Annotated in this window: 23 protein-coding genes; 10 read left to right on the forward strand and 13 right to left on the reverse strand. The window is 73.4% G+C overall.

The window, feature by feature from the left end; genetic code table 11:
• Window positions 1-109 precede the first annotated feature (109 nt).
• The 5 genes from LZ495_RS26085 to LZ495_RS26105 form a co-directional block, all read right to left on the reverse strand.
• Window positions 110-751, reverse strand: a complete 642-nt coding sequence (locus LZ495_RS26085) for a histidine phosphatase family protein (RefSeq protein ID WP_235055355.1) — start codon at window positions 749-751, stop codon at window positions 110-112.
• On the reverse strand, window positions 748-1,164 hold the full coding sequence (gene rsfS / locus LZ495_RS26090; protein ID WP_235055325.1) for a ribosome silencing factor: 417 nt from the start codon (window positions 1,162-1,164) through the stop codon (window positions 748-750). Before rsfS ends, LZ495_RS26085 begins: the two co-directional genes overlap by 4 nt.
• Before the next feature lie 259 nt (window positions 1,165-1,423).
• Entirely contained in the window at window positions 1,424-3,631 is a 2,208-nt protein-coding gene (locus LZ495_RS26095; RefSeq protein ID WP_235055326.1) for an LCP family protein, read from the reverse strand.
• Window positions 3,628-4,242: a nicotinate-nucleotide adenylyltransferase gene (nadD, locus tag LZ495_RS26100; protein WP_235055327.1), complete on the reverse strand. Its 615-nt coding sequence runs from the start codon at window positions 4,240-4,242 to the stop codon at window positions 3,628-3,630. The genes LZ495_RS26095 and nadD overlap by 4 nt, the downstream gene beginning before the upstream one ends.
• An 88-nt stretch (window positions 4,243-4,330) precedes the next feature.
• Window positions 4,331-4,765 carry a hypothetical protein gene (locus tag LZ495_RS26105; RefSeq protein WP_235055328.1) on the reverse strand — a complete coding sequence of 145 codons (435 nt, stop codon included), beginning with the start codon at window positions 4,763-4,765 and terminating at the stop codon, window positions 4,331-4,333.
• 267 nt (window positions 4,766-5,032) lie between these two features.
• Between LZ495_RS26105 and LZ495_RS26110 the strand changes: the two genes are divergently transcribed.
• From LZ495_RS26110 to LZ495_RS26145, 8 genes are all read left to right on the forward strand, one after another.
• Window positions 5,033-5,314: a hypothetical protein gene (locus tag LZ495_RS26110; RefSeq protein ID WP_235055329.1), complete on the forward strand. Its 282-nt coding sequence runs from the start codon at window positions 5,033-5,035 to the stop codon at window positions 5,312-5,314.
• 58 nt (window positions 5,315-5,372) lie between these two features.
• Window positions 5,373-6,125, forward strand: a complete 753-nt coding sequence (locus LZ495_RS26115) for a hypothetical protein (RefSeq protein WP_235055330.1) — start codon at window positions 5,373-5,375, stop codon at window positions 6,123-6,125.
• Complete coding sequence (locus tag LZ495_RS26120; RefSeq protein WP_235055331.1) at window positions 6,122-6,334, forward strand: helix-turn-helix domain-containing protein; 213 nt, start codon at window positions 6,122-6,124, stop codon at window positions 6,332-6,334. The genes LZ495_RS26115 and LZ495_RS26120 overlap by 4 nt, the downstream gene beginning before the upstream one ends.
• A 470-nt stretch (window positions 6,335-6,804) precedes the next feature.
• Entirely contained in the window at window positions 6,805-7,908 is a 1,104-nt protein-coding gene (locus tag LZ495_RS26125) for a hypothetical protein (RefSeq protein ID WP_235055332.1), read from the forward strand.
• A gap of 81 nt (window positions 7,909-7,989) precedes the next feature.
• The gene (locus LZ495_RS26130; RefSeq protein WP_235055333.1) at window positions 7,990-8,202 is read left to right on the forward strand and encodes a hypothetical protein; all 213 of its coding nucleotides are present in this window, start codon (window positions 7,990-7,992) and stop codon (window positions 8,200-8,202) included.
• Entirely contained in the window at window positions 8,199-9,014 is an 816-nt protein-coding gene (locus LZ495_RS26135) for a peptidoglycan-binding protein (RefSeq protein ID WP_235055334.1), read from the forward strand. The genes LZ495_RS26130 and LZ495_RS26135 overlap by 4 nt, the downstream gene beginning before the upstream one ends.
• Window positions 9,011-9,292 (forward strand): hypothetical protein, encoded by a 282-nt coding sequence (locus LZ495_RS26140; protein ID WP_235055356.1) that lies wholly within the window; start codon window positions 9,011-9,013, stop codon window positions 9,290-9,292. The genes LZ495_RS26135 and LZ495_RS26140 overlap by 4 nt, the downstream gene beginning before the upstream one ends.
• Window positions 9,289-9,558, forward strand: coding sequence for a hypothetical protein (locus LZ495_RS26145; RefSeq protein WP_235055335.1), 270 nt, complete (start codon window positions 9,289-9,291; stop codon window positions 9,556-9,558). The genes LZ495_RS26140 and LZ495_RS26145 overlap by 4 nt, the downstream gene beginning before the upstream one ends.
• A gap of 61 nt (window positions 9,559-9,619) precedes the next feature.
• On the opposite strand, the gene LZ495_RS26150 is transcribed toward LZ495_RS26145, so the two are convergent.
• Window positions 9,620-11,128 carry a TerD family protein gene (locus LZ495_RS26150; protein WP_235055336.1) on the reverse strand — a complete coding sequence of 503 codons (1,509 nt, stop codon included), beginning with the start codon at window positions 11,126-11,128 and terminating at the stop codon, window positions 9,620-9,622.
• A gap of 179 nt (window positions 11,129-11,307) precedes the next feature.
• Window positions 11,308-11,478, reverse strand: a complete 171-nt coding sequence (locus LZ495_RS26155; RefSeq protein ID WP_235055357.1) for a hypothetical protein — start codon at window positions 11,476-11,478, stop codon at window positions 11,308-11,310.
• A 273-nt stretch (window positions 11,479-11,751) separates the two neighbouring features.
• On the opposite strand from LZ495_RS26155, the gene LZ495_RS26160 reads away from it, so the two are divergent.
• Window positions 11,752-12,921 (forward strand): M48 family metallopeptidase, encoded by a 1,170-nt coding sequence (locus LZ495_RS26160; RefSeq protein ID WP_235055337.1) that lies wholly within the window; start codon window positions 11,752-11,754, stop codon window positions 12,919-12,921.
• A 9-nt stretch (window positions 12,922-12,930) separates the two neighbouring features.
• Here LZ495_RS26160 and LZ495_RS26165 read toward each other — a convergent pair whose 3' ends face one another.
• From LZ495_RS26165 to LZ495_RS26190, 6 genes are all read right to left on the reverse strand, one after another.
• Window positions 12,931-14,004 carry an SCO2583 family membrane protein gene (locus LZ495_RS26165; RefSeq protein WP_235055338.1) on the reverse strand — a complete coding sequence of 358 codons (1,074 nt, stop codon included), beginning with the start codon at window positions 14,002-14,004 and terminating at the stop codon, window positions 12,931-12,933.
• 87 nt (window positions 14,005-14,091) lie between these two features.
• Entirely contained in the window at window positions 14,092-15,321 is a 1,230-nt protein-coding gene (locus tag LZ495_RS26170; protein ID WP_235055339.1) for an SCO2583/SCO2584 N-terminal domain-containing protein, read from the reverse strand.
• A gap of 27 nt (window positions 15,322-15,348) precedes the next feature.
• Entirely contained in the window at window positions 15,349-15,780 is a 432-nt protein-coding gene (locus tag LZ495_RS26175; RefSeq protein WP_235055358.1) for an SCO2583/SCO2584 N-terminal domain-containing protein, read from the reverse strand.
• A 66-nt stretch (window positions 15,781-15,846) separates the two neighbouring features.
• Window positions 15,847-16,389 (reverse strand): SCO2584 family spore wall biosynthesis protein, encoded by a 543-nt coding sequence (locus LZ495_RS26180; protein ID WP_235055340.1) that lies wholly within the window; start codon window positions 16,387-16,389, stop codon window positions 15,847-15,849.
• 108 nt (window positions 16,390-16,497) lie between these two features.
• Complete coding sequence (locus LZ495_RS26185) at window positions 16,498-17,469, reverse strand: hypothetical protein (protein WP_235055341.1); 972 nt, start codon at window positions 17,467-17,469, stop codon at window positions 16,498-16,500.
• A gap of 121 nt (window positions 17,470-17,590) precedes the next feature.
• Window positions 17,591-18,883: a glutamate-5-semialdehyde dehydrogenase gene (locus LZ495_RS26190; protein ID WP_235055342.1), complete on the reverse strand. Its 1,293-nt coding sequence runs from the start codon at window positions 18,881-18,883 to the stop codon at window positions 17,591-17,593.
• Window positions 18,884-19,065: 182 nt separating this feature from the next.
• On the opposite strand from LZ495_RS26190, the gene LZ495_RS26195 reads away from it, so the two are divergent.
• On the forward strand, window positions 19,066-19,709 hold a 644-nt coding region (locus LZ495_RS26195; protein ID WP_235055343.1), incomplete at its 3' end, for an AMP-binding protein.

Genomic DNA, 19,709 nt, shown 5'->3' on the forward strand with positions numbered 1-19,709 from the left:
GCCCGGGGGCGGCGGCTGGAGGCGCCCCGCCCCTCGCGTCGGGCGGGGCGGGGGCGCCCCCCCCCTTCGCTGTCACGCCCGTTGCCCCGCAGCTGCGGGGTACGCCGGTTCAGACCTCGTCGCCGAGCACCGGCTCGGGCAGCGTGCCCGCGTTGTGCTCCAGCAGCCGCCAGCCGCGCGCGCCCGGTCCGAGGACCGACCAGCAGCAGTTCGACAGTGCGCCGAGCGAGCCCCAACTGCCTTCGTCCAGGCCGATCATGCGGCCGATCGCGCAGCGGATCGCGCCGCCGTGCGAGACGACGACCAGCGTGCCGTCCTCGGGGAGCTTCTCCACCGCGCGCGCGATGGCCGGCACCGCGCGGTCCGCGACCTCGGTCTCCAGCTCGCCGTCGCCGCGCCGCACCGGCTCGCCGCGGCGCCAGGCCGCGAACTGCTCGGGGAAGCGCGCCTCGATCTCCTTGTTGGTGAGCCCCTGCCAGTGCCCCGCGTAGGTCTCCCGCAGCCCCTCGTCGAGGGTCACCGACAGGCCGGTGAGCTGCGCGAGCTCGCCCGCGGTGGCCGCCGCCCGGGAGAGGTCGGAGGCCACGATGGCGTCCGGCTCCAGCGCGGCGAGCAGGCGCGCGGCCCGCCGGGCCTGCTGCACGCCGGTCTCGGTCAGCGGGATGTCGGTCTGGCCCTGGAAGCGCCGCTCGACGTTCCAGGTGGTCTGCCCGTGCCGCCAGAGCAGGACGCGGCGGCCGCCCCCGCTCAGCCTGCGTCCTCGACGGGCGCACCGGCCTCGGCGCGCTCGCGGTTCACCTGCTGCACGGACTCCGGCAGCTCGATGCGGGGGCAGTCCTTCCACAGGCCCTCGAGCCGGTAGTAGGCGCGCTCCTCGGCGTGCTGGACGTGCACGACGATGTCGATGAAGTCCAGGAGGACCCAGCGGGCCTCGCGGTCTCCCTCGCGGCGGACCGGCTTCGCGCCGAGTTCGCGGAGCCGCTCCTCGACCTCGTCGACGATCGCCTTGACCTGGCGGTCGTTGGGCGCGGACGCGAGCACGTAGGCGTCGGTGATGCCGACGACCTCGCTGACGTCGTACGCGACGGTCTCGGTGGCGAGCTTCTCCGCGCACGCCTCTGCGGCGGCGGTGACGAGCTCGATGGCGTGCGGTGTGGCGGTCACGATCGGCTTCCTGCAGGCGACGAGGGACGCCTTCCAGAATCTCACACCCGGCGGGGTGGCCGCCGCCCACTAAGACCGGGCCCGCCCGCGGCGCCGGGCGCAGCCGGGAATGGCCTGAGTACGGCAGGAGTGCGGCAGGAGTGCGGCACGAGTTCGGCAGGAGTGCAGGAGGGGCCCGGTCCGCGCGGAGTGCGGCGGACCGAGCCCCTGCCTGCGGGCCCTGCTGGGTCAAAGCGTCACAGCATCACAGCGTCGGGCGTCAGGGTGTGAAGTCCTGCCCGAGGGTCACCACGATGTCGGCGAGCATCTGGCCCTCGGCCTTCTTGGCCGCGGCCTCGGGGAGGCCGAGCGTCAGGGCGACCTGGACCGCCGCGTCGCGCCGGTCGTCCTCGGTGTACTGGACCACCGAGACCGGCTTCGCCTTGGGCTCGACGGCACCGCCGGGCACGTAGGAGTAGCCCGCGTTGACCACCTTGATCCGCGCGGCCTCCTGGGCGTTGGGCTTGCCGCTCGCGTCGCCGACCATCACGCGCGCCGGGCCCTCGGCCTTCGCGACCTGCACGCTGCCGCCGAGCAGGTCCTTGACCACGGGGGCCGCGGCGGCCACGTCGATCACGCCGTCCGCCTGGAGGGGCAGGTCGGCCGACTTGAACTGCTTGGCCTGAATGGCCTTCGCCATCGAGGTGAGCAGTTCGGCGAGCCGCGCGTCGGGCAGCGACGGGTCCGAGACGTTCGCCAGGTTCCGCAGCAGGTCCGCGACCAGCTTTGCGTCGGACGGCAGGACGCCCAGCACGGCCGTTATGACCCGGCCGAACCGCTCCGCGCCGAGCGCGCTCTTCTCGCCGGGCACCCGGTACGTGGCGTACGCGCGCGCCGCGATGCCGTTGGCCTTGGACGGGCCGGCCGGCACGAGCACCTTGCCGTCCGGGCCCTTGACCTCGACGTCCGCGTTGAGCTCGACGCCGCCGACCATGTCGACCAGGCCCTGCAGCACCGGTTCGCTGACCACCCACGAGCCGCTCAGCTGCACGCCGATGAGCTGGGCGAGGGCCTCCCGGGAGGCGCCCGCGCCGTCGGTCACCATGAGCTCGCCGAGCGCCATGGGCCCGGCGCCCGCGGTGTTGACGACGGTGTTGGACGGCACCGTGATCATCGTGGCGGTGCCGCGGCTCGGGTCGTCCGCGAGCACCGCGCTTGCGGTCGCCTCGCCCTGCGCGCCGCGCAGCTGTATGAGGACCGCGCCGCCGGTCGTCCGGGCGGCCGAGGCAGAACTGCCGCCCCACCACTTGTCGTACGCGAAGTAGCCGCCGACCGCGACGCCCGCGAGGGCCAGCACGGCGAGCAGCGCGATCCCGCGGGTGCGCAGCTGGCGGCGGCGCTCGTCGCGGCGCTCGCTGCGGGTCTCGGCGAACTTCAGCCAGTCGATGACGTCTTCGGACTCTTCGGACTCGTCGTCGACGAAGTCGAATTCGTCCGCGGCATAGCCGACGCGTTCGCGGTTGGCCGCGGTGCGTCCGCCCTTGGGCCGGCCGGGCGCACCGGCCGGACCGCCGCCCGGACGGGGCCGCGGCGGAGCCGGGGTGCCGGGGGGTGCGGCGGCTGCGGATGCGCTGCCCGGGGATGCGGCGCCCGGCGGCGGGCCGGCGGGGCGGCTCGGCGGAGTTCGGGGGGCTCCGGCCGGGGCCGCGGGCTGCGGCACCTGCACGCGGAAGGAACCAGTGGTGCTCGCCGAGGCGGTGGGACTGGTGGAACCGGTACGCCGCACCGCGGGTTCGGCCTGCGCGCCGCGCGCCGCGGCGGCACCGGCGACACCGGAGGCGGGACCGGCGGACCGGCCCGGGGCATCAGCCTGCGGGTAGTTGCCGCTGTCGTAGGCCGCGTACGCGCCGGTGTCGTAGTCGGGCGACGGGCCCGGGACTGAGCCGCCGGGCCCGGGGGCGGCGGGGTAGGCGCCGGAACCGTAGCCGCCTTGCCCGCCGGTGCCGGGGCTCGCGGGGTAGGGCGTCCCGGGCGCGGGTGCGCCGGAGTACCCCTGCGCGGGGTAAGCGCCCGAGTCGTAGCCGGAGTCGCCGTAGGCAGGGCCGCCGTAGGACGGGCTCTGGTAGGAGCCGGATTCGTAGCCGGAGGACTCGTACGAGGAAGACTGCGTGCCGTAGCCCGGGGCCGCTCCGCCGCCGTAGGAGGGGGTGTCGTACGTCGGATTCTCGTACGAGGGCGCGGGGTAAGTGGGCGTCTCGTAGCCCGAGTTGCCGTAGCCGCCCGGCTGGCCCTGGTTGCCGTACTGGCCTTGCTGGTCGTAGCCGTAGGCCGGGTCCTGCGGGGCGTACCCCTGGCTGTAGCCCGTGCCCTGGCCTTGGTCGTACGTGCCGTACTGGCCGCCCGCCGGGTCCACCGGGTAGCCGTCCGGCCCGTACCCGGTGCCGTCCTCGTAAGGCCGTCCGTCACGCCGTTCGCCGTTTGCGGTCACGTCGCCCCTCGGTACAGCCCTCGTTTGCTGATGTATTGCACGACCCCGTCCGGCACCAGGTACCAGACCGGCTCGCCGTCGTTCTGGCGGCGCCGGATGTCGGTGGAGGAGATGGCCAGTGCGGGCACCTCGACCAGGCTGACGCCGCCGTCCGGGAAGCCGGGGTCGGAGAGCGTGTGGCCGGGCCGGGTGCAACCGATGAAGTGCGCCAGTTCGAACAGCTCGCCGGCGTTGCGCCAGGAGAAGATCTGCGCGAGCGCGTCCGCACCGGTGATGAAGAAGAGCTCGGTGCCTGCGCCGGACGCGTCGCGCAGGTCGCGCAGCGTGTCGACGGTGTAGGTCTGGCCGGGCCGGTCGATGTCCACCCGGCTGACCGAGAATCGCGGGTTGGACGCGGTGGCGATGACCGTCATGAGGTAGCGGTCCTCGGCGGGCGACACCTTGCGGCCGCTCTTCTGCCAGGGCTCGCCGGTGGGCACGAAGATGACCTCGTCGAGCTGGAACAGCCCCGCGACCTCGCTCGCGGCCACGAGGTGGCCGTGGTGGATCGGGTCGAAGGTGCCGCCCATGACGCCGACGCGTCTGTTGCGCTGTGCCGTGCCATCGTCCATGGGCGGCAAATCTATAGGGCCGGGTTCCGGATGAACACGGAGCCGCCGCGAACGGGCCGGTTGGGCGCGCCTCGGAGAGCGGCCCGGTTCAACTGCCGGCCGTGCCGGTGCGCTGGTCCGGTACGCCGCCCAGCGGGAGCTGCCCGGCCGCGGCCCGCCGGGAGAGCACGCGCCGCAGCACGACCTCGGCCACTTCGGCGACTTCCTCGGCCTCGGCCTCGGTCAGGTCGTCGAGGGCGGCCTGCAGGGCGCGGATGCGCGGGCTGACCGCGCCGCGGGCCTCCTCGGTCCAGTAGCCGGCGTCGTCCCGGGCCGCCTCGATCAGGACGTTCGCGTGCACGCCCATGCCGCCCGCGAGGGCTTCGAGGGTGGAGCGCTCGACCATGCGCCGGGACTGCTGGGTACGGCTCAGGAGCGAGTAGACGGTGGTCCGGCTGACTCCCGAAGCGTCGGCGAGCCGCCGGGCGTTGCGCCCGGGCTCCGCATCGATCCAGCCTTCGACGAGCTGCTTGAGCCGGTCCATCGCTCCCGTTTTCCCCGCACGCGCACCCGTGCGCGGCCACGACTCCTGTCGACACGCAGCGTACCCGGCCCCTCTGTCACCACACGCCACGCGGTACGCATTGCGTGGACAGGTATTACGCAGACCGCTAACGTGGACTCGCGATCGAACGACAGTTCGAATCGATGAGCGAGATCGAAGAGTGTCCGGCATGAGTAGAAGATGTAGGCGAACCAGCCAGGGGGACCCGCTTTGCGCGCCAGGCGCGGGGCGAAGCGCGGCGCCCGCATGACCGGCCCCCGCCCCGACGCCGCCGCGGAGTCCGACAGATCCGGCCCGGCCACGCCCCGGATCCGGGTCCTCGACGCCCTGCGCGAGCTGGACGCCGAACTGGCCCGGCTGCACGGCGCCGCCCGGTCGGACGCGGAGCTCCGCGCCGCCATCGCCGACTTCGTCGCCTCGCTCGAGACCGCTGCAGCCCATGCCGACGGCACCACGACCCTCGTCGTCGCGACCTCGGCCTTCGACCGCCTCAGGACGGCGGCGGCCCCCGACCGACCCGCCGGATGACCGGCCGCCCCGCCCCGAACTTCCCCTCCCCCGCCCGCACCAGCGTCTGGAGGACCCCGTGACCCGCACCCGCACCGCCAACCCCCGCCGCCGCGCCCCGCGCCGCGACGGCTTCACCGAACGAGCGCGCCGCGCGATCGACTCGCTGCTCCGCCAATTCCCCGAACTGCGCGAGGAATTGGCACACGGCACCGGCAGCACACCGGGATACGCGCACGCGGTACGCGATCCGTCCCCGGAACAAGCGGCCCGGCGCGGCGCGGAGGCCGCCGAGGACCGCGCCGCCGCACTGTGGAACGCGCAGCACGGACTGGCCGCGTCCGGCCCCGGCGGAGCGCCGCTGCGGCTCAGCGTCCTGGACACCGACATGGACATCACCGCGAGCCTGGCCGAACTGGAGGAGGCGGTGCACGACCGCCTCGGCCTGCCCGCCCCGCGCAACGCCGACGTGCCGACCCGGCTGGTGCGGCTGCTGCGCCTGCTCGACACCATCGGACGGGACGCGGACCTGGCAGAGCACGTGCTCGCCGAACTGCGCCGCATGGCCCGGCGCTGCGCCCGGGTCCTGGGCGACACCGAGCCCATCCGCCGCATCCGGCCGCGCTGCCCGCTGTGCGACTCGGTGTCGCTGCGGGCGTTCACGTCCCGGCACATCGTGCTGTGCGTCAACCCCGGCTGCCGCTGCGAGGACGAGAACTGCGCGTGCCACCACACCCCGGGCGCCCGGCACCGCTGGGAGCGTGCGGCCTGGGCAGAGCTGGCCGTACTGGTCGGCTGCACGGTGGACGACCTGGCGGAGGTGGCGGCATGAACGCCCCGCAGGCGAACCGGGCCGGCCTGGCGCTGATCACCGCGGGCGAGGCGGCCTCCGAGGTGGAGGTGGTGCCGGCGACCATCCGCAAATGGGTGCAGCTGGGCCACCTGGCACCGGCGGGCAAGCGCGGCCGGGAGAACCTCTTCCGGCTCGAGGACGTCTTCAGCGCGGAGCGCTCCGCGCACCGGCGGCCCGACCGCAACTGAGCCGGCCGGCCGCCGCGTCCCGCCCGCCCGGTCCGGCCCCGTCCCGGCCGGTCCGCTCCCGGCCCCGTCCGACCCCGGTCCTGTCCGACGTCGTCCCATCCGAACCCAGTCCGCTTCCTGCCTCCGTGCGGCAGGCGGCGGCTCCCCCCGGTGCCCCGCAGGCGAATCCCCTTCGGCCTGCGGGGCACCGTCGCGTCCGGGACACGTTCGAGCCGATCATTCGAACAAACTTGCGAACCACGAGCCGATCGATCACACTTGAGGCAGCGGCGAAGCTGTGCCCACTGAGGGGGCCACGGCTTCGCCGTTTTGCTTGCCCTGTCCGGTAGTTCACCGGAAAGCACCTACCCGCCGCGGGGCCCCGCGCCCGACCCGCGGGGGGGGGGCCGGCGGGGGGGGGCCCCCCCCCCCGCCGGGGGGGGCGCCGCGCGGCGTTTGCGCACCACCCCCACGCAGAAAGCGACAGCACCATGACCACTCCGTTCCGAGCCCTCTTCTGCGATCTGCGGACGGACGACATCATCGATTCCTTCCCGCTGGACGACGTCCGGTTCGCCGACCGGATCGGCGGCGGGGGCGCACTCCGCGGCCGGATCGGCCTGCCGGACGACGCTGCCGCGCGCCGGGCCGATGCCCTGGTACCGGCCCGTACCGCCGTGTGGATCCAGCGCGACGGGGAGATCTGGTGGGGCGGCGTGGTGTGGCGCACGACGCGGCACTCCGGACCCGGACCCGAGGTCCTGGAGTTCGCGGCCGGCGGCTGGGACTCGTACCTCGACCGCCGCATCCTTCTCGCCGGTCTCGAACCGGGCGAGCCCCTGGACCAGTTGGACCTGGCCCGCGAACTCGTCGACCGGGCCCAGGCCGAGCCGTACGGCGACATCGGCATCGGCACCGGGGCCGGGCCGGGCGGCAGCACGTCCGGCGTCGCGCGGCAGGTCGCGTACGCCGATTTCGACCTCGTGCGGATCGGCGACGCATTGCGCGGACTCGCCGCCCAGCGCGACGGGTTCGAGTGGTACATCGCCAGCGGCCGCGAACCGGTCACCGGCTACCGCACCAAGCGGCTCGACCTGGGCTACCCGGTGCTCGCGTCCGAACTCCCCGACCTGGTCCTCGACGGCCCGGGCGCGGTGCTCGGCTACGCGTACACGCACGACGGCACGCGCCGCGCGACCGCATGGCGCAGCCGCGGCGCACGGGTCGGCAGCGGGCGGCTGATGTCGCACATATGGGAGGTCACCGACGTGGTGGCCGCCGACCTGAGCTGGCCGCGCCTGGACGGGAGTTCGGACGTGCTCGGCAGCGGGCGCCGCGAAGAGCTCGACACCGCGGCGAAGGACGCCCTGCGCGCCGCCTGGACGGAACCCACCGAACTGGACGTGACCGTGCGCCTGGACGCCCGGCTGTCCCCGGCACCCTCGCTGCTCGGCCGCCACGTGCGGCTGCGCCTGGCCGAGCAATGGCACGACGGCGGCCTCGACCGCCGCCTGCGCATCGTCGCGACGGCGCTGGCCACGCCGGACGGCGACGGCGCCGAGACCATCCGCCTGACCCTCGCGCCGGCGGCCTGACCCGCGCGTGCCGCCCGGCACCGCCCTCACCCGCGCACCACCGACACCCGATATCCGATACCGCGAACTCGGAGGACCACCATGATCATTCCGCTGCAGCGCGCCGCGAGCGACGCCGAAGCCATCCCCGCCGCGCCCCGGTACGCCGAGGCGGCCGGCGACCCGGGCGAGGCCGCCATGCTTCCGCCGACCACCGGCCGCGACACGCAGACCGGCAGCCCGGACGTCGTCCTCGACCCCGGCTCCGAGCAGCCCGGCAACGGCTCGGACCGGATCGCCGGGGAGGCGGCATGAGCGTGTCCGCCGCGGCGGTCATCGCCGCGGCCCGTGCCGAGGCCGGCTACCGGGAGGGCTACGCGAACGGTCATTGGACCAACGTCCAGAAGTACAGCCCGGCGGTCCCCGGACTGGGCTGGTCGCAGGGCATGGCCTGGTGCGAGGTGTTCATGAGCTGGTGCTTCTGGCGGACCGGCGCCGGGATGCTCGCCCCGATGACGGCGTCGTGCGCGCATGCGGTCGCCTGGTTCAAGGACCGGGGCCGGTTCTCGGAGTACCCGGCGGTCGGGGCGCAGATCTTCTTCGGCCCGGGCGGAGGCTCGCACGTGGGGCTCGTGTACGCCTACGACGCGACGTACGCGTACACGGTCGAGGGCAACACGAATGCCACCGGCAGCGCCGAGGGCGACGGCGTGTACCTGAAGAAGCGGCTCCGCCGCGACACGTATGTCTACGGGTACGGCTACCCGGCCTACCCGGGCGGCATCGTGACCGCGGACCCGGAGTGGGGCGGCGCGGTGCCGAATCCGGCGCCGCGGCCCGAGCCCGAGCCTGTGCCGAAGCCGGAACAGCCGCCCGGTCCCCCGGCGTTCCCGGGCGCTGCGGCGTTCCGGCTGAATGCTTCGCACCCGGCGGTCGCCGATCTCGACCGTCGGCTGATAGCCAAGGGCTACACACGGCACCACGACGGCAACGGGTACCAGGCCGGACCGGTGTTCACCATCTTCACGCTGCGCAATGTGCGGGACTTCCAGCGCGCGCAGGGCTGGTACGGAACCGGCGCGGACGGCTATCCGGGCCCGGAGACCTGGCGGCGGCTGTGGAACTGAGCGAGCGTCAGGACGCCGCCCGGCGCACCGTCCGCACGGTCCTGCAGACCGCGCTCGCCCTGGCGGCGGCGCTGCCGCTCATCGTTTCGGCGGCAGGACTGCCGGAGTCGCTGCCCGGAGTGGCGCTGGCCTTGGCGGTCGCCGCCGGGGTCACGCGCGTGATGGCGCTGGAGGCGGTGGACCGCCTGCTTCCCGGGTGGCTGCGCCGCGGCGGGCCGGACGGGCCGGTCAGTTCGGGCGGTCAGGGCGGTCGGGGCAGTCGGGAAGGAGCCCGATGATGAACCGTACGGCGGAGAGCGCCGATCCGGCGTCCGTGGCACTCGAATTGGCCGAGCTGCGGCGCAGTGTGGACGTCGGCTTCGCGACGACTCGGGGCGATCTGGCCCTGCTCCTGCAGCGAGCCGACCAGACCGACAAGGAACTCGCCGAACACGACGCCCGCATCCACGTGCTGGAACGGGCGCGGTGGCCGCTGCCGTCCATCGCCGCCCTGACCGGCGTCAGCAGCCTGTGCGTCGCGGTGTGGCAGGCGAGCGGACGATGACGGCAGGCATCCGGGCGCGGCGGGCACTGCTGCGGCAGTGCCCGCCTCCGTCCGCGCCGAATCAGGAAGTCTCGGGCGTGACGGTCCAGTTGCCGTCGGCCTCGATCTCGATGAGGCACGGGCCCGCGGGCAGGATCGACTCGCCTTCGTAGGCCCCCAGCGTGTTGGCCAGGGAGGCGAGGTACGGGTCCTGGCCGGGTGCGGGCGCCTCGGCGTAGACGCGCACCATGAAGTTGCTGCTGCCGTCGTGGGTCATCGCGACCACCGTGCGCGGTCCGGTCCAGCGCAGGACCTCGGGGCCGTCGCCGCCGACCGGGCCGAGCAGCCACGGCGCGGCGGTGGGCGGCTGAATCGCGACGGTCCACGGGCCGTCGCTCTCGATCTTGAGGCGCTCGGTGACCGTGCCGCGCTCGTCGAGAAGGACGCGGCCCTGGTAGTTCCCTATTTCGTTGACCAGCAGCTTGTCGTGTTCGAGGGAGGAATCCAGGGTCCACACCGCGAAGTTGCCGCTGCCGCCGCACGAGATCTCGGCCACGACCGGACCTGCGGGGACGGGCCGCGTGATGCGGAGGATGCGGTCGCCGGTGCCCTCGAAGGTGTGGATGCCGGGGACGGGCGCGGGGGCAGGCTCCGGCTCGTCGGCGGGCGCGGGTTCGGCTTCGGCTACGGCTGCTTGCTCGGGCGCGGGCTCCGGCGTCGGCTCTGGCTCCGGGGCTGCCTCGGGTTCGGAATCCGGCTCGGCTTCGGCCTCAAGCTGAGCATCCGGCTCCGGCTCCGGTTCCGCTTCGAGAGCCTCCGGCTCGGCGGCGGTCTCGGGCTCCGGTTCGGCGGCCGCCTCCGGCGCAGCCTCGGGCCCTGGTTCAGGCTCGGCTTCAGCCTCGGGTTCGGGCTCGGGTTCGACCTCGACCACGGACACCGGCGTCGTGTCGGCTTCGGCCTCGGGTGCCGGATCCGGCTCGACCGCCGCTTCGGCCTCGTCCGCGGTTTCGACCTCGACCGCGGCTTCGGCCCGGGGCTCTTCGGCCTGCGGCTTGGCGTCCGCTCCGCTCAACAGCACCGCGGGGTCGGCCCCGTAGTCGCGTACGAGCTGTTCCAGGCCGTCCCGGTAGCCCTGTCCGACCGCGCCGAAGCGCCAGCCGTCGCGGCGGTAGATCTCGCCGAGGATGAGGGCGCGCTGCCCCTTCATCTCGGACGGGTCCATGATGAACGCGACCACCGGCTCGCCCTCGACGGTCAGCACCACGCTGCCCGCGTCCAGCGCGATGTCCGGCCCCACCGAGGCGACCACGAACAGCAGCCGGTGCACTTCGGGGGCGACCGCTTCCAGGTCCAGGTCGAACGCCGCCTCCGCGGCGCCGCCCGAGACCAGCGCGACGGCGCTCGCCAGCGAGGCGGGCCGGGATGCGCTGACCGGCGGCCGGTCGCCGTGGATCTGCCCGTCCTCGTCGAGCGCGAAGCAGAACGCCGCGATGTCGGTGCCTGTCGCCGTGCCGGCGACCTCGACGCGCAGCGCGGTCGCCGCGGTCAGATCCGCCAGTCTCGCCTTCTCGCCCATGGCGAACGTACGCATTCCCGCCCTCCCCTGGTGCCTTCGCTCGCGCTCCCCGTACGCGCTCCGAGCCCGGACCGAAGATTAACGCGCGGCGGCCGCGAAGACGCGGGAACCGTCCGGGCGGCCGGAGGCGGGCAGCACAAAACCGGGGCCGCCGTTCGTGGGCGGCCCCGGGAGGCCTGCGGGGAAACTGCGGGTCAGCGGTCCTTGTTGAAGGACATCGTGATGATCAGCAGGACGATCAGCGCGATGAACGCGCCCAGGCCGGCACCGAGCGGGCTGAGGTTCTCGTGGTTGCCACCGTGCTCGCCGCCCTCGCTCGCGAGACGGGTGAGAACGGTCATGGCCTGCTCGGTCATCGTGGTCAACCCTTAAGTGTCTGGTCATCGGACGGCGGCCCCTGGTCCGAGGACATGCGGCCGCGCACGACATCGTACGGAAGCGGGTGGCGAACCGCGCGCGCAGGATCGGCAACTAGGCCGATCCGGTGAGGCCGCCGCGACGTCCGGGGGCGGTCCGGTGAGGGTTGTCCCCCAGTGGCACCGCGGCAGGGCGCTTAGTCTGAACGTGGACGACGTGGGCGCGGCAGCCGTGTTCGGCACTGTGCCTGCCGCGCACTCAGCCACGAGGGGGAGCGTTCCATGGCCGACACGACCAAGCAGCCCGGGCCCGACGAGTCCGGCGGCGGCCTGCCCGCGCGGCAGCGCACCCGGTTCCCGGGGATCTCCTCGCGGGCCTACGAACACCCCGCGGACCGCAGCGCGCTGGTGGCGCTGCGCAAGCTGAACGGGTTCGACGCGGTGCTCAAGCAGCTGCACGGCCTGCTGTCCGAGCGCTCGGTGCGGCTGGCGTTCCTGGCCGGGAGCGTACGGACCGGCGAGCAGCAGTTCCGGCGGCTGTACGAGATGAACCGCGAGGCCGCGTACATCCTGGACATGCCGCAGGTGCCCGAGCTGTACGTGACGATGGACCCGCAGCCGAACGCGATGGCCATCGGCATGGACAAGCCGTTCATCGTGGTGACCACCGGGCTGGTCGAACTGCTCGACGACGACGAGATGCGGACCGTCATCGGCCACGAGATGGGCCACATCCTGTCCGGGCATGCGGTGTACCGCACGATGCTGCTGATCCTGACCCGGCTGTCGGTCAGCCTGTCCGGCATCCCGCTGGGCACGCTGGCGCTGCAGGCCGTGATCGCCGCGCTGAGCGAGTGGTTCCGCAAGTCCGAGCTCAGCTGCGACCGGGCCGGGCTGCTGGTCGGGCAGGACCCCGAGGTGTCGATGCGCGCGCTCATGAAGATCGCGGGCGGTTCGCAGCTGCACGAGATGAGCACCGACGAGTTCCTGGCCCAGGCGGCCGAGTACGACGCGGCGGCGGACGTGCGCGACAGCGTGCTCAAGTTGATGAACGTGCTGTGGCGTTCGCACCCGTTCCCGGTGGTGCGGGTGGCCGAGCTGAAGCGCTGGGCGGACGGGCCCGAGTACGAGGCGATCATGGCCGGGGACTACCCGCGGCGCGACGACGACCGGAACGCCTCGGTGCGCTCCGAGGCCAAGGCGTCGGCGGACTCGTACCGCGAGTCGGTCAAGCAGACCGCGGACCCGCTGTTCGGGCTGCTCCGCGACATCGCGGGCGGTGCCGCGGACGCGGGCGGGCGGCTGCGCGACAAGTTCGGGCCGCGGCCGGCCGGGGGTGCGGGGACCGGTACGGCGACCGCGCCGCCCCCGCCGAGGACCGCGCCGGACGATGACGGCGACGGCGCCGAGAATGACGAGGGGACGAACCGGGGTCCCGGCGACGGGAGTTGACGGGGCGGGTCACACGGCGGCGGACAGCACTCCGCAGGACTTGCCGGTGGCCGGGAGCGTGCCGAGCGTCTGGTGCGCGTCGAGTGCGGCGACGGTCCCCCAGGTGGTGGCCGGGGCGGTCGTCCCGGCGGTGAACAGCGGGCGGAAGAACGCCGAGCTGTCCGCATCGCAGGCCTGCGGTGCGGCGACGGTGGCTATCCGCCGGACCCGGATCTTGCCGTTCCGCAGACCGGCCTTGTCGACCCGGAACTCCCAGGCGCGGTGCACCACGAAGCGCATCCAGGCGGCGTCCGCCTTGGCCTGCACCGCGTAGACGAACACGCCGTCCAGGGTCACCACCAGTTCGCCGGACGGGGTTTCGGCGACCGCGGCGATTGCGGAGACGCGGACTTTGGTGCCCTCGACGGCGATCTGCTGCGGGTCGAACCGGGTCACCCAGCCGGTCGCCGCATGCTTGTCGTCGTCCACGGGGTGGTCGAGCGCGGCGGTCAACTGGGCGTAGGAGTCGGCCTCCAGGTTGAGGGCGACCGCCCAGGGCCTTGTGCCGCCCCACACTTCCGGGTCGAGCTGGGTGCCGGTCACGAAGTCGCGGGCCAGTTCCAGGGCTTCCTGCACCTGGGGGCCGTTGAAGTGGCTGGTGGAGGTCGACACGGGCAGCAGGATGCCGGCGCGCCCCTCGCTCCAGAACGCGGCGGGGGTGCCGGCGAAAGGGTCGGCGCCCGCGGCCACGAGTACGGGGGCGACGCCGGGCCCGGGGGCGAGGGAGACGCGGACGAGGACGGTGGGGGCGTACACGGAGTCGTGCACGGTCGTGGCACCGCGCTGCGCGCCGAGATACAGGGCGGCGGCGAGCACGAGGACGACGGACGACATCAGCACGCCGACCCGGAAGACGCCCGCGGGCACGCCGAGCACCCGGCGCAGGCGCCGGGGTCCTTTCCCGGTACGCAGCCGTTCCTGCGCCGACGGCTCGTGGAGCACGGCGGCACGGACGAACGACTCGTCGAAGACGACCCGGAATTCATCCTCGCCGTCGGGCCCGCCCCCGCGGCTGCCTTTTGGGGGTTCGCCCCGACCGGACATGACTCCATGGTAGGTCGCTGGGGCCCGCCCCGGAACTGCGGAAATACACGGGTCCGCAAGGATCCTGATGGGGCGTCGGAGCGCTGGTCAGAGGCGGCTGGCGATACCGCAGCCCTGGACCGCAGGGTCGATCACCAACGGCTTGCTGCGGTCGTACGGGTCGGAGGGTGCGCCGGTTCCCGGTGTCCCGTCGGGGTCGGAGGCGAACTCCGGCCGGAGGAACGAGCTTTTCTCGCAGCCGCCGTTGGCCCATTCGCTCGGGTTGTTGAAGAGCCACACCGTGCCCTTGGCTGTCGGCTTGTAGCCACTGGTCCGGCCGAACACCTGGGCGTCGATCACGCGGCGGACGATCACGCGCGTGACCTCGCTGTCCGGCTGACCGGCTTTGGCGACCGCGTACACGAACGAGTAGTCGGCATGGATGTTGAGTGCGCGCTTGTCGTCCACCGAGTACGACATGATGCCGTCCACCTTGACGACGGGCCCGACGAGTTCGACCTGCTTGGGGTCGAACCGGGTGAGCCACAGAACCGCCTCTGGTTCCGTCCCCTCGGGTGCGGCCAGGGCAGCGGGCAGCTTGTCGTGGGTGTCGTCTTCCGGGTCGAGGAGGGCGAGGTACGCCTTGGGGTCGCCACCCGCCAACGTGGCCGGGTTGAGGTTCGCTTCGATCAGCAGCTGCCGGGTGGTCTCCAGCGCCTTCGCGACCTGGTCCTTCGTGTATCCCTCGACGGCCTTGGCCTCAGGCAGGGCGATGCCGGCCGCGCCGTCCGCGTAGTTGATCGCCGGCGATCCCGCGAAGGGCTTCTCGCGCGTGGGGATGTTCGGGTCGATCGGCTGGAGGGTGGACGGCACGGGCGCCGCCGCGGAGGCGATCCCGGTGACCGGCGGCTGCGCGGTCATCGGCTGGCTCGAATTCGCGGTCTCATCACCGGTGTTCGAGCCGCCGAGCAGGTCCCGCACGTACCCCTTGTTGGCCAGGACCATCAACAAAACCGCGACGAGGACGAACCACACCGCGATCTTGAGGTTCGTCCGGTCGCGCTTGACCGGGCGGCCCCACGGGTCGGTGCGCCGCCGGAAGCGGCTCGTGCGGCGGGGCGGGGACGCGCCCGGCGCGGTCTTGTTCGCGGCTTCGCGGAAGCCCGTGTTCTGCGGGGGTTCGCGGCGCCACTTCTCGGCCAGCATGCGGGCCCGCGCCGAACCTTCCGTGCGGCTCGCGCCTCGGATGAAGTCCTCGTCCAGCACGAGTCCTTCGAACGGGTCGCCGTCCTGCGGCTTCTCCTCGTCCTGGTCCTCGGCTTTTGCGTCGCCGGCCATCCCCGGTCCCCTTCGTCCGTGTGCCTTCTAGCCCTTGTTGGCGATGACCAGCAAGGCCACGCAGATGACCACGAACCAGACCGCGACCTTGAGGTTCGTGCGATCCATGCGGGAGGCCGGGCCGTCCTGCGGTTCGATGCGCTGCGCCCGGTCGCGGCCGGCGCGGCGGGGCCGGTGCTCGCCCGGGACGGTCTTGTTCGCGGCTTCGCGGAAGCCGGTGTTCCGCGGGGGTTCGCGGCGCCACTTCTCGGCCAGCATGCGGGCCCGCGCCGAACCTTCGGTGTGGGTGGCGCCCCGGATGAAGTCCTCGTCCAGCACCAGCCCTTCGAAGGGATCCGCGCCTTCCGGCGCATGCCCTTCCGCGGCCCGCGGATCGCGGTCCGTCCCTGTCGCCCCCGACTCGCGGTCGGCCTGCCCGGGTCGTTCCGACCCGCCCCCGTCACCCTCGCGCTCTGACACGCGCGGCAACCTACCGGATGTCGCCGACAGCCCGGTGGATCATGTGGCGCGGATCACAGTTTGCGGTCAACACCCGCTGCGTACAGGTCCGGACGTCGCGCACGGCCCGGCACCGGCCGCGCCCGCAGGGCCGGCGGTGAGGCGTTCCTCCGGCGGCGGCACGGGACTTCCCACGCTGGGCTGCGGCCCGATCGGGTCCTGCCCGCTGCGCCCGGGGGCGACCGCGGTGATGGCCATGGCGACCACGCCCACGCCCATCAGCAAGGCCAGCACCCAGGCCACCGATTGGCGCCAGCGCGCGGTTCGGGCCAGGCCGCCTTCGTCGCCGTGCATCGGGATGTGCGCGCCGCCGGGGCGGAATCCGCCTACCGCGCGCGGTTCGTGGAAGAGGAACGGGTCGTCCGGCAGCGTGCCGGGCTGCGGCGCGGGCGGCTTGGGGCGCGGCGCAGCGGCCTGCTGGCGCTCGGCTGCGGACGGCTCGTGGATGCTCGCGGCCCGCACGAAATGCTCGTCGAAGACCACGGAGGACAGTTCGTCCTCCGCGGGGTCGGGGTTCTCCCCGAACTCCGGCAGGCCCTCGGGTGGTTCCGGCCCTCGCGAATCGGACACTCCATCACACTATTACCGCAGGAGCCTCAGAGGGAACGGATTGGCCGGACCGGTACAACCAGTTCCGGCAGTTCCGTACGGCCGTCGGCCCCGCGGCGGCACCCGCGGTCAGATGAGGGCGGTGGGAAAGCACCCGCCCTCCTGCGACACCGCGCCGGTCGGCACGGCCGCCCCCGGCGTGGCGTACGGGTCCATGGTCGGACCGGTAAGGGAGCCGCCCGGCGATGCGGCGACCAGCGGATGGATAAAGCCGTCGTCGCGGTCGCAGGAGGTGTTGAACACGACGACGTCGGTGGACGACAGGAAGACCTTGCCGACCGGGGTCTCCAGCGCGCCGCCCGCGAGGAAGCTGACGTCCAGGGCGCGCCGGACCATGCTGCGGTCGATGCGGTCGCGCTTGCCGTCCACCGGGGCGACCGCATAGACGAAGTCGGCTTCGACGTGCACCACAAGGATGCCGTCCGCGTCGAGCGCGACGCTCATGGTCCCGGTGGTCTTGGCGGTGGCGGAGACGACCTCGACCTCGTCCGGGTCGAACCGGGTCACCCAGGCCAGCGGGTCGTGCTCGCCGTCCGGGGCGGCCAGGGCCTGCTCCAGCCTCGCCCGCATGTCGGCGTGCTCATGGTCGATCATCTGCAAGTACGTGGCGGGCGCTTCGCCGCGCAGGACTGCGGCGTCGAGGTTGCCGGCGGCGAGCAGGAAGCGCGTGGTGTCCACGGCCCTTTGCACTGCTTCCTTCGAGTAGCCCGGGAGTTCGCGGACCTCGGGCACCGGGATGCCGTCCAGGCCGTCGCCGTAGGCGGCCGCCTTGGAGCCGGCCCAAGGGTTCTCGCGGGTCGGCTTCTCCGGCGGCGGGCCCGGCGTTCCGGACGCGCCGGATGCCGCGGGCTGCGTGCGGGCAGGCGGGTCGTCGGAGCTGCCGGTCAGGGCGTCCACGGCGAATTGCGCGGCCACCGACACCGCGATCGCGCCGGCCAGGCCCGCGGCGGTGCGGCCCCAGCGGGAGCGCCGGCCCGGCGGGCCGGGCGCGGGTGCCGGTGCGGGGGCAGGTGCGGGCGATGCGCCCGTGGTGTGCGACACGGGCCGCACTGTAGCGGAATCCTTGACTCAGTCACCATATTTTTCCGGCGGGTTCCGCCGGGATGCGCGTACGCCCTCCCGGAGCACCGGGAGGGCGTACGCGATGGCCGAGGGGCGCAGGTCAGCAGCTGGGCGGCAGCACCGTGGGAGCCGCGTCCCGCAGGTGGCCGTCGCCCGTGACGACGTACTTGGTGGAGGTCAGCTCGGGCAGGCCCATCGGGCCGCGGGCGTGCAGCTTCTGGGTGGAGATGCCGATCTCGGCGCCGAAGCCGAACTGGCTGCCGTCGGTGAACCGGGTCGAGGCGTTGACCATGACCGCGGTCGAGTCGACGAGCTGCACGAAGCGCCGGGCCTCGGCCTGCGAGCGGGTCACGATGGCCTCGGTGTGGCCCGAGGAGTGCCGGCGGATGTGCGCGACGGCCTCGTCGAGCGAGCCGACCACGGCGGCCGCGATGTCGTACGAGAGGTACTCGGTGTCCCAGTCCTCGGCGGTGGCCGGCACGACGTCCGCGGAGAACTTCTGCACCGCGGCGTCGCCGTGCACGGTGACCCCGGAGTCCTTGAGCGCGGCGAGCGCGACCGGCACGAACGCGTCCGCGATGTCGGCGTGCACGAGGAGGGTCTCGGCGCTATTGCACACCGACACCCGCTGGGCCTTCGAGTTGATCAGGATGTCGACGGCCATCTGCAGGTCCGCGTCGGCGTCCACGTACACGTGGCAGTTGCCCACGCCGGTCTCGATGACCGGGACGGTCGAGCCCTCGACCACCGTGCGGATGAGCGAGGCGCCGCCGCGCGGGATGAGGACGTCCACCAGGCCGCGGGCCCGCATGAGTTCGTTGACGCTCTCGCGGGACTCGCCGGGCACCAGCTGGATGGCGTCGGCGGGGATCCCGGTCGAGGCGACCGCGTCGCGCAGCACCGCGATCAGCGCGGTGTTGGAGGCGTAAGCCGAGGACGAGCCGCGGAGCAGTGCGGCGTTGCCGGACTTGAGGCACAGCGCGGCGGCGTCGACCGTGACGTTGGGACGCGCCTCGTAGATGATGCCGACCACGCCGAGCGGCACGCGGACCTGGCGGAGCTCGAGGCCGTTGGGCAGCGTCGAGCCGCGGACGACCTCGCCGACCGGGTCGGGCAGGCCGACGACGTCGCGGACGTCGGAGGCGATGGCCGCGATGCGCTCAGGGGTCAGGGCGAGGCGGTCGACGGTCGACTCGGGGGTGCCGTTCTCGCGGGCCCGGGCGACGTCCTGGGCGTTCGCCGCGACGATTTCGTCGGTGCGGGCCACGAGGGCGTCGGCGATGGCGAGCAGCGCGGCGTCCTTCGCCTTGCGCGGCAGTGGCGCCAGCAGCGCGGCCGCCTCCCGGGCACGGCGGGCGGTGTCGAGGACGGCGGAGGATTCGCTGCTGGTCATGCCGCCAGCTTACTGATCCCGAGCGGGTGACCCGGGGGCATTTCCGCCTGGCGAGACGGCCCGACCGCGCGGGGGAAGGACGCTATCCCGCCGTACGCGGCGCGTATGTCTTCCGCCCGGCCGTGCGCCGGACCACAATGTGCACCCCACCTGGACGAACGGCAGGACGAACGGAGCACATCGTGACCCTTGAGACCACTCCCGCCGCACGTGCCCGGCGGCACGGGCTGGCCGATCTGCTGGCCCGTTCCGCGGTCCGGACTCCGGACAAGACCGCGGTGGTCTTCGGCGAGCTGCGGCAGAGCTTCGCGGAGCTGGACGCGCTGGTGACGCGGACCGCCGCGGGGTTCGCGGCGCGGGGGGTGGCCAAGGGCGACCGGATCGTGCTGCTGGCCCGGAACTCGCACGGGTTCGCGGTGGCGTACTTCGCGCTGGCCCGGATCGGGGCGGTGTCGGTGCCGGTCAACTTCATGCTCACCCCGCCCGAGGTGGCGTACGTCCTCACGCACTCCGGCGCGGTCGGCGTGGTCGCGGGCGCGGACCTGGCCGCGACCGCGGACGCCGCGCTCGCGGAGGCGGGGCTCGCCGCCGACGGGCTCAAGGTGCACGCGGTGATCGGCGGGGACGCGCCGGGCTGGGAGCTCTTCGCGGACCTGGGCGCCTCGGACGCGCCCTGCCCGGAGGTGGACCTGGACGATGACGACCCGGTGCAGATCATGTACACCTCCGGCACCGAGTCGCGGCCCAAGGGCGCGGTGATGACCAGCCGCAACCTCCTCGCCCAGTACACCACCGCGATCGTCGACGGCGGGATGAGCGCGGACGA

Origin of the sequence: Yinghuangia soli, from assembly GCF_021502675.1 — a bacterium.
In the GTDB taxonomy this organism is placed as follows: domain Bacteria; phylum Actinomycetota; class Actinomycetes; order Streptomycetales; family Streptomycetaceae; genus Yinghuangia; species Yinghuangia soli.